The organism is Sphingobacterium sp. UBA5996, assembly GCF_002429765.1.
In the GTDB taxonomy this organism is placed as follows: Bacteria; Bacteroidota; Bacteroidia; order Sphingobacteriales; family Sphingobacteriaceae; genus Sphingobacterium.
In genome coordinates, this window is record NZ_DJAS01000021.1 from 159,072 (window position 1) to 175,381 (window position 16,310).

A 16,310-nucleotide genomic window follows, 5' to 3' on the forward strand; every position below is an offset into this window, starting at 1 on the left:
AACGAAATATAACTTATTAAAAGTCATCACCTTAAATCTTTTACCACTGCTGATAGCCTGTCAGACCAATAGTTTTGATGTGGATAAATTATACTGTGAATTCTTGACATTGGTGTAACCTTTATTTTTACCTCTACGCTACTGTAAAACTCGCGAAGAATTTTTTCAGTCAACAGCATTACAACGGTTTTATGCGGCAATCCATCCTTAGGATAATTGATAATTGTTGCAGGCTTATTCCTTGGAATGAGAAATATATCCCCCGTCTTAAAAATGTGCGTAGCGTCTGATTGAACAATTTTGGTTTCACCAGAGATGAACCAAATAAGCATGTGGTGATCAAATACTATTTCTGTTCTTGAAAACTTGTCTTCGTAACAAGACAATTTTATTTCGGGTGTTATATATTTTGATACGTGCTCCATTTTTTTTGAATAAGTGAGATATAAATTTACAAAATCCAATTTGGGGATTAATTCATTTACGCTCAATGACTGTTTCAAAAATTGGGTAGTGGTTTTCAGACCAACACCCGTTTGGACCATCACTTACATTTAAATGTGATGGTCGCCAATTTTTCACTTAATTCCCACAAACGTCTTGCGTTAGTTTCATCCAGCGAATAAGGTTTAACACCACTAGCTGAAACATCTTTTCCCGCCGACAATTCAGCGATGTCGGCATCTTCACAAAACACACCGCCAATGTTGTTTAGTAGCGGACTAGTAGCACACCAAATTGTTGTAGATGCACCCTGTGGAATGCTTTTGAGTGAAGAAGCAACTTCAGATAAAATATTTCCTTGTTCATCGCAAAAACCCATCTGTATAAACTTTTCCAAAGGAGCTTCTCTTGCCAATTCTGTTCCTGCAATAGAACCTGGATGAATGGAATAAGCTCTTACCCCAAACTCTCTTGCACGATTATCCAATTCGATTGAAATAAATTGACAGCAGTTTTAGATTGACCGTATCCCACGAGCGTTTCGTATTCCCGATTTTCAAAATTTGGATCATCAAAATTAAAAGGTGCAAATTGATGCCCTTGTGATGAAACATTAAGCACCCTTGCACCGTTGGCTTTTTTAAGTGCAGTCCAGAGTTTTGCAGTCAATTGAAACTGTGCCAAATAATTAACGGCTAATTGAGATTCAATACCACGAGCGTCTCTGCGTAGCGGAACCCACATGATGCCTGCGTTATTGATAAGCAAATGCAAAGGTCTTCCCGAAGCCAAAAATTTATCTGCAAAAGCATCAATGGAAGCAGGATCGAGCAAATCCATTTCTTCAATTTCTACATTGTTAATTTCCCGTAGATTTTTCTTTGCTTTTTTAATATCCCTTGCAGGTACAATGACGGTTGCACCTGCAAAAGCAAGTGTTTTAACAGTTTCCAAACCAATGCCTGTATTGCCGCCAGTTACAATGGCAATTTTCCCTGTAAGATCAATACCTTTTATTAAGTCCATTGAATTTGATTTTGCGTTAAAACCTGAACCGATTGGATATTGTAATGCTCCCTGATAATTATTCTGTTCCATTTTTAGAAATTTTAATTGTTATGTTGGAACAAAAGTAGAGTGTATTTCTTAGGATCACTTTGTTTAAAAGTCCGAATTTACTTTGTACAAAAGTTCAACGACTGAAAGACGAACCTATACCTATCATAGATGATAGACTGTATCGAAAATGAACCAATCCATTTATTAATTGAAAACTATCTTACCAAGGAATTTCTACTATCACCGGATTACTTTCTTCACTAAAAAATTTACCAGTTGGGCCATCATTATCAATCAGGACATATTTGATAACTCTGTTAGCAGCAACGCAGACTTCGCCGCCATTAAAGAATGTAAAGTCGGTTTTCGTAAGTCCCGGACAAACAGCATTAACTTTAAAATTTGTATTACGCAATTCATAGGCTAACTGAATGGTGTACATGTTAAGTGCTGCTTTTGATATAGCGTAAACCCCATATTTAGCATAGTTATAGGCGGGCCATTCCGGATTACTTTGCAATGAAAGAGAGCCTACGCTAGTACTCAAGTTGACTATTCTTGGTTCTGAGGACATTTTAAGCAAATCTATAAAAGCTTGTGTAAAGTTGGCTGTACCATTTTGTTTTTAATATTGTCCCAGCCCACTATAGTATGGGATAGCTCTTCCCAATTTTTCTTTGAAAATACAATAAGACTACAATCTGTAATCGCTTGCAAGTATTCGGAAGATAAAGCATTTGCCTCGAAGTTGACATAATCACATACCAAGCTGTTTTCGCTGATGAAACAACGAGTAATCTCTTCGCCTTTATTATTATAATAGCAGCCACGGATAACACCTTCTGTTATAAACCCAACCTCCTTTGGAATTTTACCCGCCTCAGAGAAATAGTCCTCTTTTTTTATTTGCAGGATTTGTCCCTTACTTATCACAAGCTCAATCTGCTGCTTATTAAGATTTCCAAATTGTAGAATATATTCAATCAGTTCTTCCATTTGTGCAAATTAAAAAATAATATCCTTTAGCTTATTTACCATTTGGTAAAAAACAATTTTGAGTGACAGTACGAGGAGTATTCCGCCGTCATTTGGGCGCGAAGTGTATAAAAATGCTCGGTATTTTCCATCCCAGAAAGTTTTATTATCACATCGTCAATATTGCCGGTGTAAAAATGGAGTTTGTAAGTGAGAGCGTCTCCGATATCCTCAAATATTCTTGCTAAATCACGCAGTTCGTCTTTGGCTGAGCTAGGATCAAAATCTGCCAGAGAAGGCTGGATATAAAGTATAAGTATACTTCCTACATTGCAATCTATGGAAAGCGCATTTAACAATTTGCACTATTATTCTTAAAAACAGCTCTTTTAAATATGATGCTAACAGAATCACCGGAATTTTACATAAACATCTTCAACAGCTTTGCCATTGAAGATGTTCTACGCTATAAACCTATCCTGACTACTCCATGGCTGGATTAAATGACCCGCCCCAATCTTTATTCTGTTTTACAGCTGGATTCTTATCAATGACAGATTGTGCTATCGGAAAGAAATAATAGGTATCTGGCACCAAATTCACTTTATTACCTGTGCTTGGCACCTGTAACACACTGTATTTGAACTGATTTTCTTTCAGCGAATATGCTTTGGCCAATACATTTGCATCATCCAGATTCATCTCCGTTCCATTGGCATGTATGGCAATAGCTTCGACCCCATGTTTGGAGGTATTGTTTAGTATATTGAGTTTACGCAGTCTTCTCAAATCCCAAAAGCGATGCCCTTCAAAACAGAACTCAATATTGCGCTCCGCTAAAATGGCTTCACGCAATTGCTCCTTTGTCGTTGCTGTTATACCATATTTATTATCTGCACCGGGCTCAATTCCCGCCCTTTTTCTTATTTGCGTAACCAATTCTAATGCTGTTGCAAAGTTTCCTGTTTCATTTGCTGTTTCAGCATAATTTAATATTACTTCGGCGTAGCGCATTAAAACAAAGTCCACATCATACTGCGTTTCCACTTCTGTTTGCTTTAATGATAATTTGGAATTTTTTAAGATAAAAAATCCACTATACCGGTCTAGATTGGAAGAAGGTGTCTTTGCTTTGGGGTTTACACCAAAATCGTCCAACGCTGGAGCAATACCTACCGAAGTGTATTGCCGTTTGCCAGTCTTGCCTGACACTTCATAAACCTTTGCATTCCATACGATAGATTTTTCAAAACGTGGATCCCGGTTTTCCCAATAGGATTGCAAAAATTGATCTTCTGTCTTATAATATTTCCCACCTAGATCTGAGTACAACTTTCCATCCTTCATTGGAAAAGCTTTTACAAATTCCCATGATGGAACAGCCCCCGCTGGCCCCCTACTTTCAGAACCTGGCCGTACGCCATTATCCCAACTGGCAACCTTATTTGGATAGGTATTAATCACGGCAAATACAACCTCTGGTCCTTTTTCAACTAGGGCAATGTTGGAATAATCTGAAGTCAAACTATAACCATCCGTTTTAAGCTGATCATAAGCCCATTTATTTGCTATATTGGCTTCCTGCCAATATGAATTTCCATAAGGATTGGAAGGATTAAACTGGGGAGATGCTTTATATAACAGCACCTTTGCCTTAAAAGCTACAGCGAAATCACCATCAATTTTGCCATATTCAGCAGCCCCTTTTCCAATGGTTTTTGGCAATAGCGAAATAGCCTGATCCAGATCTTTAATTATCAGATCAAAACATTCTTTTGTCGAATTGCGAGGAACATTAAGATCATCGTTCTTTAAATCTTGCGCAACAATAATGTAAGGAACACCACCGTGAATCCTCACCATGTTAAAATACATAAAGGCGAGCATAAACAACGCCTGCCCAATTACCGATTTTTTAAAATCGTCTTTTAAAAAAGTACTCTCAGTAACTTTCTGTATAGCTGTATTGATTTTTCGGATAGTCGTATAATCCCATGATTTGTAAGAGCTATTGTTGACTGTTACCGCATCCAATGGAAAAGAAATACCAATCAATTGTTCAGAATTCCCATCAGCACCCGAACTCCAATTGCCAAATAATGGATATAAATTCGCAAGATAACCATTGACTAGATTTGGATCAGCCCATACTTTAGATTCATCCAGCGAGTTGAGATCCTCAATGTCCAATACATTTTTGCAAGAGGACATACCTAATGCCAAGGCGATTAAAGGATAATATATTTTTTTCATCTTTTTTTCATTTAAAATTTAACATCAAGTCCAAACGTGAAGGTTTTCATGACTGGATAAGAATCATACAGTTTTTGCTCTGGATCATGAAACTCTTTCATCGGTGAGAAAACAAACAAATTTGTTCCATTAAAAAACAAATTGATATCTTTTACGCGTATCATCTCGGTCATACTTTTCGGCAATCTGTAGGACACATTAATATCACGCAATCGTAGATAGGCTCCATTTCTTATCCAGAATGACGAAGGCGCCGCACCAGACTCGGCCCAACTGGAATAGCCTGTTGGACTGGGATATTTAGCATCAGTATTGTCAGGTGTCCACACATCTGAAGCCCAAATCGGATAATATGGACGGAAGGTATCACCGTGCTGGCGCATACCGCCACCTTCCTGATTACTGATCATACGATCATAGGCAAGAACCCCTTGAAACAAGGTAGAAACATAAAAACCTTTCCAGCTCGCATTGAATCCAAATCCATAATTGATCCGCGGAGAATTATTGTCCGATAATAACTGTAGGTCATTATCATCAATTTTTCCATCTGGCCCACTTGAGTAGTTCGCTCCCTGAATATCTTTATATAAGATCATTCCGGGAAAAGGATCTCTTCCGTAAGTTTTAAATCCCTTTGCCTTCAATTCATCGGCTTCTGCCTGCGTCCTCACTAGACCCAGCGCTTCTAAGCCTATAATTCTATTTTCCGGCCGTCCAATCCTGGAACGAAAGTTCTGCGGTTGTCCAAATGCATAAGACGGTTCTTCATCAAAAATATCCCAGCGGTCCTTCGCATAGCCCAGATTTGCATTGAGCCCATAGGCCACTTCACCAACCCTGTCATTCCAGCCCAAAGAAATCTCCCCGCCTTTGTAACTTCTTGCCGCATAATTCTCTGGAGCAAGCAAACGTCCATAATTGTCCGGGACTTTCAGTGATCTTCGGCCAAGAATATTGGTTTCCTTACGGGAAAACAGATCTAGGCTACCTGTCAGTTTATTATTGACAAATCCAAAATCTAAGCCCATATTGACGCTCTTTGAAGTCGTCCAGGTTAGATTCTGCGTTGGCGTTGCTCCATACGCTATACCGTTATAATAGCGGTCACCGAACATATATCCACCCGAGGTCGTATACTTTTCTAAATAGCCAAATTGACCGATCCTATCGGCATTCACATCCAAATCATTACCCGTTGTACCATACGATGCCCTGAACTTCAAATCTGATATCGTGTTTTTTATATCCGTAAAAAAATTCTCGTCCGACACACGCCAAGCCGCTGAAACCGATGGAAAAAAACCCCACCGCTTATCCGTCGGAAACAATGGTGACCCATCATAGCGGAAAGAAAATTCAGCAATATACTTATCTGCATAATTGTAATTAGCGCGACCAATGATACCCCGTCGTGAATCAATTGTTTCATTAGCAGATGTCGACCTAAAATTACGATCAGTAGGATAAATAAACATCTGATCTAGCGCTGTGATCGGGTTTTCGGCCCGTGAAGTGACATAAGTTCCTCCTTTTTTAGACTGTTCATAAACCAATGTCCCATCAACCGCATGTTTACCAAACTTGCGACTGTAATTTAAAAACCAGTTCACCTGATATTGCCACAAGCGCTGTGGGCTGTATTCCATAAATGGCTGGCTCTGACTAAAAGTAAAAATATTAATGTTGGCTTCCGAAGGTGGTGCTGGTATAAAACGGTTGTCATTCGGATTCAGGGATGTAAAAGTATAGTTCTTTTGAAAACTCATATAGCGCTTGCGCATATAATCTTCAGCAATATAACTACCTACAACTTTTGTCGATAGTCCTTGTACCAACTTATCAAGCTTCAAGTTTAAGGTCATGATTGGATTGACCTGTCGAACTTTACGGTCAATATATCGATCCCCGATAACTTGATCGATAACGTTCCAAGCCTGCCAACTTCCCATGGGGGTCTGTACAGGATAAGCGGTTGGTGTGTTGCTAGGGGTACCATCTGCATTCAGATAAAAAGGATACATCTTTGGCCAGTTGAAGGTAACGCGATAGAAATCCGATACATCAAAATCATCGTCATTGGAAGACGTGCTAAATGGCCAAAAAAAGCGTTTCGAATTGGTTTGATTAGCTGAAATATTAAAATCCATGCTAAAATACTCTGTAATCTGTGCAGAGATATTGCTTCGCAGATTAAATTTCTCATGGTCAAGCGATTTATATGATCCATTTTCTTTACGATAGCTTAACAAACTATAATACGTTATCTTGTCGCCGCCACCATTGACAGAGATGGATTGCCTATGCGTAAAAGGATTGCGCCAAATCACCTCATTTACATTGTAATTTTTATCCTTAAAATAATCAAACTCTTTTTGCCCATTTGGAATAGATAGACCACGGAACTCGGCAACTCTGTTTTGATAGGTCAATTCATCCACTGCAGTGGTTAAATTAGCAAGCAACTCTTGGGTTGGTGTATTAAAGGTATAATTACTTTGTACATTAAAAACTGGTGCTTGTGCTGTACCTTTTTTAGTCGTTACGACAACAACGCCATTACCTGCCCGTGTACCATATACTGCTGCAGTTGCTGCATCTTTTAAAAAAGTCATCTGTTCAACTTCGTTCGCTTCTAGCACATCAAAAGCAGCCTTATCCCGAACTATCCCATCAATTACATAAAGCGGCTCGGCAAAACTCCCGCGAATGCGTAAGCTCGACGACGCTCCTGCCATCCCCGAAGTATTCGTTACATTGACTCCTGCGGCCCTACCGGGAAGCGAATTGGAAAGATTTGAACTGGGGATATTTTTTAACTGTTCCGCATTTACGGTAGCGACCGAACCGGTAATATTCCCTTTCCGCTGCTTACCATAACCGATGATCACAACCTCTTCAAGAGCGTGGTCACTCGATACCATGGTCACTTGAATGCTGCCGCTGGAGACGGCTACCTCTTGCTTCACAAATCCCTGGTAATTCAAAATTAAGACATCACCGCGATTCGCGCGAATGGCAAAAACACCTTGCCGATTGGAAGATGCTTGAACGGATGTTCCTTTGACAGTCACGGTAGCGCCAGCTAATACCTGCCCTTTCTCATCTTTAACAACCCCTGTGACCAGATCCTGAACTACAATAACGCTGGTCCATTCTAGATTTTGCCCATAAGAACCAGGCTGGTTAAACAGCAGGCAAAGGCCCAAAAGACTAATGGGTCTCGCTTTTCCATGAAAAAAAAATTTCTCATCATAATTATAAATTGGTTTAAAATAATAAAGAACCCATAGGTTCAAATTCGGTTTATTTACTTGGTGCGTTTTTCTTTTTGTAAAAAACAGTAAAAGTTTATTAGATTATGTATTAAATTTAGATAACAATACCCTATTAACGAAATAAAAAGGATTATTTTAAATCAACATGCATATAAACGTTACATGTGAGAGATAGGAAAGGGAAAGTGTAAAAAATTGAAAACTGGTTATCCAAGCAGATCACTTTAAAAACATTGTTAGGGCAAAAGTTGACTTGGACATGGGGCCACTGAAGGACCGAATGAAAAAAAACAGGAGTTTAAAATTGTAAGCTGGCATTTAGACAAAATTGTCCTCCAGTATAGATTGGTAATATCACATAGCTTTTTTTTGGATTTTGTAATCTATTGTCCACAAGAGGTAACAGCCAGTAGGCGATTTTGGCACTTAATATCCCTACACCCGCTCCCATAGCTATATCTGAGAACCAGTGCTTATCGTTGTACATACGAAGATACCCCGTTCCAGCCGCAGCAGCATAGCCTGCGATACCGTACCAAATTGACTCTTCTCTGTATTCCTGCCACAACAATTCGGCACCAACAAAAGCGGTTGCCGCATGTCCTGAAGGAAAAGAATTATTTGCCGACCCATCTGGTCGCCAAACAGGTATAGTAGATTTCATAATCCTCGTGGTAGCCGTCATGATCATATTAGAGACAGCGGCCGTAAATAGGCGTTGTTTCAGGTTATGCTTGGCAGGTATCCCGACAGCATCCAAAGCAAAAACTCCCGCAGTTCCAGCGAAACGACTGAAGTCGTCTAATTTAATCTGTGGATTGTTACCTCTCGATACCCCATTTCTGATATCCTCATCTATTCCTTTAAAAAAAGGACTTCCTTTGGAAACAATACCATACGAGATTAATCCCGCAGGAATTATCAATTCGCTATACTTAATTTTGTTAAAAAAATGCGACCTTTCACTCGAATCCGAAGATTGTTCCGAGTTGATTTGACCGAATGAGAGAACCGGAAATACAAAAAGTAAGACCAGTATGAAATAAAAAACAATGTATCTCTTGAAGTCGATCATTTATCCTTTATCTATTTTACGGTACGCAAAGATAATATTAATTTAGCAAGTAAATAGAGCAGCATCCGCAAATACCCGCGGTTATCGAACGATTTATTTCGATACTGACATAATGTTTATTTAACTTGCTCATTTATAAGGAAAAAGATATGAATTCTTCATTGTTAGATGGAAACTATTGGGACGATCGTTACAAGAACAAAGAAACGGGATGGGATATTGGATATGCCTCTCCTGCAATCGTTAGCTACGCTGAAGAATCCATTGCCAAAAATGCGCGTATTTTAATTCCTGGTTGTGGGAATGCGCATGAGGCTAAAGCTCTTCTGGATAAAGGATTCAGTCAAATAACATTATTGGATATTGCACCAAGCTTGGTTGAAAAAGTCAGCGAAGAATTCGCAGTCAGCCCCGATGTTCAGGTAATATGTCAAGATTTCTTTCAGCATCAGGGCCAATACGACTACATTATTGAACAGACCTTTTTTTGTGCTCTCCACCCATCATTACGTACAAGCTATGTACGGCAAATGCTTACCCTGTTGAAGCCTCACGGTATCCTTATAGGATTGCTGTTTAAAAGGGAATTCGCTCAGCAAGGGCCTCCTTTCGGAGGGAATCAAGAGGAATATCAGCAGCTATTCCAATCCGAGTTTGACATTTTGCAGCTAATAGATTCTTCCAATAGCATTCCACAGCGACAGGGAAACGAATTATTTATTGAATTACAAAAAAAAGCAGCAGTCTAAGTCCGCGGCATGACGTGATAGGTTGGATCTTCCATGATATTAACCACCACAACACCAGTAGCATTTTTCAATAGAGAACGGCAGTCCTCACTGAGGTGCCAAAGTTCTATTCTTTTCCCTTGTGCGGCGTAGCGCTCGGTAACTTTGTTAAGTGCATCCACAGCAGACATATCCACTACCCTGCTTTCCTTAAAATCTAATATAACACGTTCGGGATCGTTTAAAACGTCAAATTTATCCAAAAAATTAGCTGTAGAACCAAAAAAAAGTGGCCCATATATTTCATAATGCATAATACCTTCCGAATCCATATATTTTCTTGCCCGAATACGCTTTGCATTATCCCAAGCAAATACAAGTGCAGATATGACTACACCGATGAGCACCGCAAGTGCCAAATTATGCAAGATCACTGTAATCGCTGCGACAAGTATCCCCACGAAAATATCTGATTTGGGAAATTTATTGACAATACGTAAACTCACCCATTGGAAGGTTCCAATCGCTACCATCATCATCACACCGACCAGCGCTGCCATTGGTATCTGCTCAATAAAAGGCGCTCCTATTAAAATAATCAGTAAGATGGTCATTGCTCCTATAAAAGAAGAAAGCCGTGTACGTGCACCAGCATTTAAATTGACCAATGTTTGCGCGACCATGGCACATCCCCCCATTCCGCCAAAAAATCCATTGATTGCATTCGCTATCCCCTGTGCCATAGATTCACGGTTCGCATTTCCTTTTGTCGCTGTAATTTCATCGACCATGTTCAGTGTCAACAGCGATTCCACCAGTCCGACTCCTGCCATTACCAATGAATACGGAAAAATCAGCTGCAAGGTTTCCCAATTCCAAGGAACCATGGGCACATGTAAACGCGGTAAAGTTCCACTGACGGATGCTATGTCAACGACTTTCTTTGTTGGAATACCTAAAAGAGACACTACACCAAATACCATCAGAATGGCAACCAACGAGGCGGGGATGGCCTTTGTGATACGCGGAAATCCAATTACAATCAGCATCGTCAACAAAGTCAGTCCGCCCATGATGTACAACGTTGTTCCCGACATCCATACCGCGTCGCTTCCAGAGCTTACTTTAAATTGCACCACTTGAGCCATAAATATGATTATGGCCAAACCATTCAAAAAGCCATACATCACAGGCTGGGGAATTAAGCGCACAAATTTTCCCCACCTAAATAGCCCTACCAAAAATTGAAAAATGCCAGCCAATACAACTGCAGCAAAGAGATAATCTATTCCATGGCTTGCTGCAAGCGCCATCAAGACAACCACAGTGGCTCCCGCACCCCCGGATACCATTCCAGGCCTACCGCCCAGAATGGAAGTAACCAACCCCATCAAGAATGCGGCATAAAGTCCCGTTAAAGGTGGCAGTCCCGCTAAAATAGCAAAAGAGAGCGACTCCGGAATCATCGTCATTGCAACTGTTAGTCCGGCGAACAGCTCATTCTTAAGATTGATCGATTTTATATTAACTATGTCGAAGGTATTGTTCATTTCTAAATTACTTGAACCACGATAAAACGCATCAAAGGTACTAATCGCACAAACACTTTTATGCTATATTTGTTATTCTTTACAAATTTTATTGCAAAACAGTATGTTTATCTCTTTCAAACTAAGCGCGATTAACTTTCATTATAGTCTTATTATATTTTTCTATCTCATGCTTGTTCAGCTCGGGAGCAGCAGAGCAGCAATTCTAGCCGATAGCGACTCGCTAATACCTTCGGAACGTCTGTCTCGATTTAAACTTTTCGATAAATATAACGTGTTCCACGATAACAATCCGCAATTGTGGGAACACCATCCCATCTTCAACACACAACAAACTGACAGTATATTCGATTATCAGAAAAAAAATTTTTTAAGAGCTGGAATTGAATGGTTTTCCATCCAGGCCATTCCAGCCTCCGTAAATTACTTCATCCGTAAAGATCCCGTTTCGCATATTTCTTTTAAAAATTTTTTCAGCCATTTAAAACTCTCAGCGTGGACGTGGGATGATAATCTTTTCGCAACAAACCAAATGGCACACCCCTATCATGGGCAGTTTTATTTCAATTCGTTTCGATCCAACAATTATAGTTTCCTGCAATCAACAGCTGCCACCGTTGCCGGTAGCTATATCTGGGAGACTGCAGGTGAAACCGAGCCACCTTCCATCAATGATATCATCAATACAAGCTTTGGTGGAACAATTTTAGGTGAAATGACCCATAGACTATCGCATCATATTCTTTCCCGCCCAAGTTTGACCAAAGGACAGCGCAATAAAAAAGAGCTACTGGCGATGCTGATCAATCCAATAAATGGGCTTAATCGGCTTCTGGATGGGCGCTGGGGCAATAAGGTCAAAGGTGCCGTTATCGACAGTTCCTTGGTTCATACCGAAGTTGAATTGGGACTAAGGCGCTTTGACGCCAAGGAACACGATGTATTAAATAAAGGGAAAAATGATATCTACGCACGTATCAAATTGATTTATACAAACGATGATTTAGATAAAAAGAAACCTTTTGATGACTTCTTCCTCAACTTAGAACTTGGATCAGATGATAGTTCTATCGTTAATGCTGTCAATGTATATGCCTCGCTATATGGTAGTCGTATTCTATCTAATTTAACAGGCCGCCACCGTGGCATAGTGTCTGCACATTTCGACTTCCTACGCAACGAAGCTTTTTACTATGGATCACAGAGTATCAATTATAATGTCTTTTCCAACTTCAATATCGGCAGCCGTAGCAAGCTAACAACCATTCTTGGCGGTGGCCCTGTGGTATTAGCCGCTGTACCAGATCCCTATCTCCATTTTGGTGAAAGCCGTACATATGATTATGGTCCCGGAGCAGATGTTCGCGCTTCAGCCACATTGAGCACATTAAATCGCTTTAAATTTGGTGTAGACTATCGTGGTGGTTATTTTGTAACCATCAGTGGCAATAAGTCGCACCATTTTCTACATACCGCATCCACGAGCGCTTCCATGCGTATCTGGAAAAACTTCGGTGTAAACCTTTACTCCGGCTACTTCAGATTGGAAGGTCACTATCAAGACCATAACAATGTGAACAAAGATTATCCTTTTGTTCGGATAGCACTTGCCTATAACTCCCAATACTAACTAATAGCAAAGGCTTAACTCGAGGTGTTAAGCCATTGCTATTAGTTAGCCCAATATCTCTTTAACGCCTCTTTCAAGCGCGGATCATAACCATAGATATCAGGATATGTAACAATGTTCCCTCCATCATCCAACCAAGTCGTATAATAGGTGATGTAAACTGGCATCTGGCGTTTAAGAGTGACCCAACGAGACTTCGAAATCGAATCTGTGGTAATTTCCTTCGCAATTTTTTCGGCCTGTTTCTCATTATTGACGAGGTAAGATGCCAAATCCACGGGTTTTTCCACACGAACACAGCCGTGGCTGACGGCTCGATTACTTTGCCCGAACATTTGCTTTGCCGGCGTGTCGTGTAGGTAAATGGAATATGGATTCTCAAATAAAAATTTCACATTCCCCAAGGAATTATCCGAACCTGGATTCTGTTTAAAACGAAAGTTCTCGACAGAATCGGAATTCCAGTTGACAGTGGCAGGATCCACTTGTTTACCTTTGTAATAAGCAACCATGTTGCGCGACGCCAGATAGTTTGGATTATTTCGGACGCTTGCTAATATCTCCTTTTTAACAATACTATTTGGAATATTCCACACCGGATTAACTTGCATGGCATCCAACATGCCCTGCATAACAGGAGTTTCATGGTTCTCGCCTTTTCGTGAATAGGCGGGATTTTCTGTTTCACCTACGCATACATTCATTAATTGGATTGTCTTTCCATCTTCCATAATATGCAGACGCTGTTCAGGGATATTAACAAAGACATATCTTTCTGGAAAATCCTGTCCCATCCAACGTAATTTTTCCAATATCATTAGCACTTGGCTCCGTTGCGTACCAGATAAATTTCCACTTTGCAACAGATTCTGAAACTTAACGTAGTATTGGTTTTTAGGTTGGATATCAGTCAATACAGTTCCAATTTTCACACTGTCCAGCAAGTGCACAACTTTGCTATAGTTCATGCGCTTTTGAGGAACAAAATATCGTCCATAGAGCCGCTTGGGGTTGACAACACCATACTTTAAGCTACTTACATAAGCTACCAGTCCATCTGTGCTCAATAAATCAAGCTTAGCTAATAAAGGGTAGACCTCCGCAACCTCTTTAGTTTTCAGCTTCCGCAGAGAAAACAAGGTTTCTTTAATGGCTGAAGTATGGAAATAACTAGTACGAATGCCATGTTCCTCACTTCGTTCAAAATACGCCAGCAATGTATCAATGCTACCATCAAAGAGATGTTCCGAAATTAAAGTCATGCCGTCCGTAGAATCAGCTAATTCCTTCATCCAGCTTGGATTAACCAACTTCGATTTTTCCTTACTGTACACTTCATGGAAGATTTTTACATACGCAATTGTATCAAAATCTTTATAGGATTTATTTTCAAACCCCTTCGCCAAAACATCGCCATATGTAGGAGGATTCTCTTTACAAGAAAAAAACACTACTGAAACAAACGAAACAAACACTGAAAAACGTAACATACGACAAATCATGAAAAGAAATGGCTTCGCAATAATGAAGCCATTTTCTGAGTGTAAAGATAAATAATTCTTATGGTCTAAAGAATCTTACCTGTCATTGAATTACTACAGATTCAATCAATGTATTTTTTTAAGAAATCTTCCAGTAGTTCGACCATATCGGTATTACCCAAAAAAGCAGCTGATCGTTGATGCAAAGTTGTAGGTTCAATATCCAGTATACGCTGAGCGCCATTAGAAGCTTTGCCCCCTGCCTGCTCAATAATGAATGCAATGGGGTTGCATTCATACATCAATCTCAATTTGCCATTAGGATGTGCAGAGGTTGTTGGATAAAGAAAGATTCCTCCCTTAAGGAGATTGCGGTGAATATCCGCCACCATTGAGCCAATATACCGCGAAGCATATGGCCGCTGCGTTGCACGATCTTCCGTTTGGCAATATTTAATATACTGCTTTACCCCGTTCGGAAATTTAGAATAATTACCCTCGTTAATCGAGTAGATCTGACCTGAAGCAGGAATTTTCATATCTGGATGAGATAAACAAAACTCACCGATCGAAGGATCCAATGTGAAGCCATTTACACCCTTTCCTGTCGTGTATACTAACATCGTCGAACTACCATAGATCACATAACCAGCCGCTACCTGCTTTGTCCCGTGCTGTAAAATGTCATTGCTATTGCAGGAAACGCCCGTGTCAGATATCCTCCTGTAGATAGAGAAGATTGTCCCGACAGACACATTTACATCAATATTGCTTGAACCATCCAATGGGTCAATACATACAATATATTTCGCATTTTTGGAAATCCCAGATTGGATATACACTGGATTTTCATGTTCCTCGGACGCAACCACACAACACTCTCCCCCACTTTGCAATGCATTAATAAATTGTTCATCCGCATAAACATCCAGCTTCTTTTGTCCTTCGCCTTGTATATTGACTTGTCCGGCATCGCCTAAAATATCAACTAATCCGGCCTTATTAACCTCTCTATTTACAATCTTTGCTGCGATCCCAATATCGCGTAAGAGACGGGAGAGCTCACCTTTGGCATATGGAAAATCAGCCTGTTTTTCAATAATAAATTGACCTAATGTAGTTATACCACTCATAATATTGTTTTATTGGATATTTGTTGCACAAAGCTAAAAAAGTTAAGCAAGTTTTAGCCAACACATCGCTTTAATAGCGAGCATTTTAGCAACATAAATACGCAATCGTTTGCACTTAATTTTGCAAACTTTTTTTTGCTAAAACGTTTATTAGCTATAAAAAAAACAATAAAAACAGAAAGCAAGGACCAAATTTAAAATAACGACGTCCAGAAAAAAAAGCAAAAAATGCTAAGTATTTAGTAATTTTGGCTAAATATTTTAAAACAATGCAGCAACTTTTACAAGTTATAGAAAAGGAAAAATTAGGCAGTCAGGTGGCAAAGCAACATACTATGATCATTGACGATAAACAGATCGTACACGGTGCCCTTTTTATGATAAAAACTGCTCGAAAAACATTTAAACTGATGATTCCTGCTCCTTTTCATGAAGAAATCCTGAAAAATGAAGCAACCATCAGCACCTTGATCAAACATCCACATGCAATGCTCCTATCTTAATCTCATATACTGATTATCTCAACGACAACACGAAAGCCCTCCTATTATGCGTAGTATAGCGTGAATTCAGTAAAATTCTTTTGACATCGCAATCTACCACCTTAAGGCGATAAATAGTTCTGCTGACAAGATGGAAGCCTACCGAAAAATACCTATTAACCTGCAAAAATTTTACAATAGATCCTGATAATAATGTAAATT

Annotated in this window: 14 protein-coding genes; 3 read left to right on the top strand and 11 right to left on the bottom strand. The window is 39.6% G+C overall.

Going from position 1 to position 16,310, the window contains the following annotated elements:
* Positions 1-26: 26 nt before the first annotated feature.
* The 8 genes from B3E00_RS15630 to B3E00_RS15665 all read right to left on the bottom strand — a co-directional run bounded on the left by B3E00_RS15630 (position 27) and on the right by B3E00_RS15665 (position 8,934).
* A complete protein-coding gene (locus B3E00_RS15630; RefSeq protein ID WP_293939247.1) occupies positions 27-425 on the bottom strand; it encodes a hypothetical protein in 399 nt (132 codons plus the stop codon).
* 119 nt (positions 426-544) lie between these two features.
* Positions 545-931 (bottom strand): hypothetical protein, encoded by a 387-nt coding sequence (locus B3E00_RS15635; RefSeq protein WP_293939249.1) that lies wholly within the window; start codon positions 929-931, stop codon positions 545-547.
* Positions 901-1,542 (bottom strand): SDR family NAD(P)-dependent oxidoreductase, encoded by a 642-nt coding sequence (locus B3E00_RS15640; RefSeq protein WP_293939251.1) that lies wholly within the window; start codon positions 1,540-1,542, stop codon positions 901-903. The genes B3E00_RS15635 and B3E00_RS15640 overlap by 31 nt, the downstream gene beginning before the upstream one ends.
* 181 nt (positions 1,543-1,723) lie before the next feature.
* Positions 1,724-2,077, bottom strand: coding sequence for an SDR family NAD(P)-dependent oxidoreductase (locus B3E00_RS15645; RefSeq protein ID WP_293939253.1), 354 nt, complete (start codon positions 2,075-2,077; stop codon positions 1,724-1,726).
* Positions 2,078-2,088: 11 nt separating this feature from the next.
* Positions 2,089-2,499 (bottom strand): Crp/Fnr family transcriptional regulator, encoded by a 411-nt coding sequence (locus B3E00_RS15650; protein ID WP_293939255.1) that lies wholly within the window; start codon positions 2,497-2,499, stop codon positions 2,089-2,091.
* A 462-nt stretch (positions 2,500-2,961) separates the two neighbouring features.
* Complete coding sequence (locus tag B3E00_RS15655; RefSeq protein WP_293939257.1) at positions 2,962-4,731, bottom strand: RagB/SusD family nutrient uptake outer membrane protein; 1,770 nt, start codon at positions 4,729-4,731, stop codon at positions 2,962-2,964.
* Positions 4,732-4,742: 11 nt separating this feature from the next.
* Complete coding sequence (locus B3E00_RS15660) at positions 4,743-8,030, bottom strand: SusC/RagA family TonB-linked outer membrane protein (protein ID WP_293939259.1); 3,288 nt, start codon at positions 8,028-8,030, stop codon at positions 4,743-4,745.
* 277 nt (positions 8,031-8,307) lie between these two features.
* Positions 8,308-8,934, bottom strand: coding sequence for a phosphatase PAP2 family protein (locus B3E00_RS15665; protein WP_293939260.1), 627 nt, complete (start codon positions 8,932-8,934; stop codon positions 8,308-8,310).
* Positions 8,935-9,233: 299 nt separating this feature from the next.
* Here B3E00_RS15665 and B3E00_RS15670 point away from each other — a divergent pair, with 299 nt between their 5' ends.
* The gene (locus tag B3E00_RS15670) at positions 9,234-9,833 is read left to right on the top strand and encodes a methyltransferase domain-containing protein (RefSeq protein WP_293888335.1); all 600 of its coding nucleotides are present in this window, start codon (positions 9,234-9,236) and stop codon (positions 9,831-9,833) included.
* Here B3E00_RS15670 and B3E00_RS15675 read toward each other — a convergent pair.
* Complete coding sequence (locus tag B3E00_RS15675; RefSeq protein WP_293880851.1) at positions 9,830-11,362, bottom strand: SulP family inorganic anion transporter; 1,533 nt, start codon at positions 11,360-11,362, stop codon at positions 9,830-9,832. The genes B3E00_RS15670 and B3E00_RS15675 overlap by 4 nt on opposite strands.
* A 169-nt stretch (positions 11,363-11,531) precedes the next feature.
* On the opposite strand from B3E00_RS15675, the gene B3E00_RS15680 reads away from it, so the two are divergent.
* Entirely contained in the window at positions 11,532-12,992 is a 1,461-nt protein-coding gene (locus B3E00_RS15680; protein ID WP_293939261.1) for a DUF3943 domain-containing protein, read from the top strand.
* 41 nt (positions 12,993-13,033) lie between these two features.
* On the opposite strand, the gene B3E00_RS15685 is transcribed toward B3E00_RS15680, so the two are convergent.
* Both B3E00_RS15685 and fbp read right to left on the bottom strand, forming a co-directional pair.
* Entirely contained in the window at positions 13,034-14,482 is a 1,449-nt protein-coding gene (locus B3E00_RS15685) for a L,D-transpeptidase family protein (RefSeq protein WP_293880855.1), read from the bottom strand.
* Positions 14,483-14,595: 113 nt separating this feature from the next.
* Positions 14,596-15,606 (bottom strand): class 1 fructose-bisphosphatase, encoded by a 1,011-nt coding sequence (fbp, locus tag B3E00_RS15690; protein ID WP_293888327.1) that lies wholly within the window; start codon positions 15,604-15,606, stop codon positions 14,596-14,598.
* A gap of 269 nt (positions 15,607-15,875) precedes the next feature.
* Here fbp and B3E00_RS15695 point away from each other — a divergent pair, with 269 nt between their 5' ends.
* Positions 15,876-16,109 (top strand): hypothetical protein, encoded by a 234-nt coding sequence (locus B3E00_RS15695; protein ID WP_293880859.1) that lies wholly within the window; start codon positions 15,876-15,878, stop codon positions 16,107-16,109.
* The last annotated feature ends 201 nt before the right edge of the window (positions 16,110-16,310 follow it).

Coding starts and splice junctions, on each gene's coding strand:
- B3E00_RS15680 (WP_293939261.1), top strand. CDS start 11,532: ATGCTTGTTCAGCTCGGGAGCAGCAGAGCAGCAATTCTAGCCGATAGC.
- B3E00_RS15630 (WP_293939247.1), bottom strand. CDS start 425: ATGGAGCACGTATCAAAATATATAACACCCGAAATAAAATTGTCTTGT.
- B3E00_RS15685 (WP_293880855.1), bottom strand. CDS start 14,482: ATGTTACGTTTTTCAGTGTTTGTTTCGTTTGTTTCAGTAGTGTTTTTT.
- B3E00_RS15650 (WP_293939255.1), bottom strand. CDS start 2,499: ATGGAAGAACTGATTGAATATATTCTACAATTTGGAAATCTTAATAAG.
- B3E00_RS15675 (WP_293880851.1), bottom strand. CDS start 11,362: ATGAACAATACCTTCGACATAGTTAATATAAAATCGATCAATCTTAAG.
- B3E00_RS15695 (WP_293880859.1), top strand. CDS start 15,876: ATGCAGCAACTTTTACAAGTTATAGAAAAGGAAAAATTAGGCAGTCAG.
- B3E00_RS15655 (WP_293939257.1), bottom strand. CDS start 4,731: ATGAAAAAAATATATTATCCTTTAATCGCCTTGGCATTAGGTATGTCC.
- B3E00_RS15670 (WP_293888335.1), top strand. CDS start 9,234: ATGAATTCTTCATTGTTAGATGGAAACTATTGGGACGATCGTTACAAG.
- B3E00_RS15640 (WP_293939251.1), bottom strand. CDS start 1,542: ATGGAACAGAATAATTATCAGGGAGCATTACAATATCCAATCGGTTCA.
- fbp (WP_293888327.1), bottom strand. CDS start 15,606: ATGAGTGGTATAACTACATTAGGTCAATTTATTATTGAAAAACAGGCT.
- B3E00_RS15645 (WP_293939253.1), bottom strand. CDS start 2,077: ATGTCCTCAGAACCAAGAATAGTCAACTTGAGTACTAGCGTAGGCTCT.